This window comes from Bradyrhizobium sp. OK095 (assembly GCF_900109945.1).
Lineage (GTDB): Bacteria > Pseudomonadota > Alphaproteobacteria > Rhizobiales > Xanthobacteraceae > Bradyrhizobium.
The window spans coordinates 1-1,686 of sequence record NZ_FOBX01000041.1; the positions used below are offsets into that span (position 1 = coordinate 1).

At 59.4% G+C, this 1,686-nt stretch carries 2 protein-coding genes; both read left to right on the forward strand.

Going from position 1 to position 1,686, the window contains the following annotated elements; genetic code table 11:
* Positions 1-578, forward strand: a 578-nt coding sequence (locus BMW89_RS38260; protein ID WP_210187593.1) for a KS-MAT linker domain-containing protein, incomplete at its 5' end; no start/stop codon positions are given.
* The coding region (locus BMW89_RS37075; RefSeq protein WP_177196596.1) for a polyketide synthase dehydratase domain-containing protein at positions 578-1,686 on the forward strand (1,109 nt) is incomplete at its 3' end. The genes BMW89_RS38260 and BMW89_RS37075, both read left to right, overlap by 1 nt.

Consider the following 1,686-nt stretch of genomic DNA (forward strand, 5'->3'; position numbering starts at 1 on the left):
TCGCCTTCGTCAGCAGCGCTCTGGAAACCGGCAACAGCCCCGACCTCGCCGATCTCGCCTTCACAATGCAGGTCGGACGCGAGGCGATGGAGAGCCGGCTAGCGCTTACGGCCTCCTCGATGACGGAGCTGGAGACCAAGCTCAAGGGTTATCTGGCGGGCGGGAGGGGGATCGAGGGGCTTTATCAAGGTGGGGTCCGGCGTGAGAAGGACACTCTCGCGGAGTTTACGAGCGACGAGGACTTCACGCAGGTGATCGCGGCGTGGGTCGCGAAAGGCAAATACGGCAAGCTTCTGCAACTGTGGGTCAAGGGGCTGTCGTTCGATTGGAAATGTATATACGGCGCGGCCCGGCCTCGCAGGATTTCTCTGCCGACCTATCCGTTTGCACGGGTCCAATATCGTATCGAGGCTGCAAATGAGCAGCCCCGAAATGTCGTTCCGCTGAGAGCAGGAACGAACGAGTTTGATGAGCTGGCATACGCGAAACTACTCGACGGAGTCGTTTCCAACACCGTCAGTATCGCTGCGGCGATCAAAGAAACCGAGAAGCTCTTGTCGGCATCATCGGAGGGATAATGAGACGCGTTCTGCAATACATTATCGGCGAGGTCAAAGAAGGGCGTCTGTCAAAGTCGAGTGCAGTCGAACTGACGAGAGATATCTCAGCACAAGTTGTTCCAGCACAATCACCCGTCCTGCATCGGTTATTGCATCGGAACACGTCGACCTTTTCTGCGCAGCGGTTCAGCACAAAGCTGGACGGGGACGAATTCTACCTTCGGGATCACGTTGTGGGAGGGCTGCATGTTCTTCCAGGTGTTGCGCAGCTGGAAATGGCGCGGGCGGCGGTGGAGGCGGCGACGGCGGAAGATGGAAGGCGAGGGATTCGGCTGCAGCAGGTCGTCTGGTTGCGGCCAGTGGTCGTAGGGTCCGATGGGATCGAGCTACATATCGAGCTGTTCGCGGAGGAAGACGGCAAGCTCGAATATGAGATTTACAGCGAAACTGAGGATCGCGTTATCCATAGTCAGGGGCGAGTGGTCTTAGGCCCAATCGGGCGCGTGGCGAATGTGGATGTTGGTGCGTTGCAGATGCGATGCTCTGATCGCGCATTCTCGGCAGAGCAGAGCTACGCGCGATTCGAGATGCAAGGGTTGAACTACGGCCCGTCCTTCCGAGGGATCAGGGACTTGTCGGTTGGTGTTGATGCGGTAGGACGCACGCAGGTCTTGGGTCGGCTTGAGGTCCCGGTATGTGTCGCGCAGACGATCGATGCATACGTGCTGCATCCAAGCCTGATGGATGCCGCGCTCCAGGCGAGTATCGGTTTAAGCGCGGGTGGCAAAGGCTCCGACCAAGGCTCCGCTGGGCAGCCGATGCTGCCTTTTGCGTTAGAAGAAGTTTTGGTGATCGCGCCAACCCCGGCGCGCGGGTTTGCGTTAGTTTATCGCCGGGACGGAACATCCAACAAATTGGATATCGATATCTGCGATGAGCAGGGATGCATCTGCGTGCGTCTGCGAGGTTTTAGTACACGGGCGGTTACGGGAACGTCTGGGGCTCAGGTCACCGAGATGCTCTTGGCGCGTCGGGTCTGGGAGGCGGGCGAAGCCGGCGATGTCGCCGCGTCGTGGTCGGGGCCGCATTTTGTCGTGCTGTGCGGCGGCGACGAGGACCGGGCGCG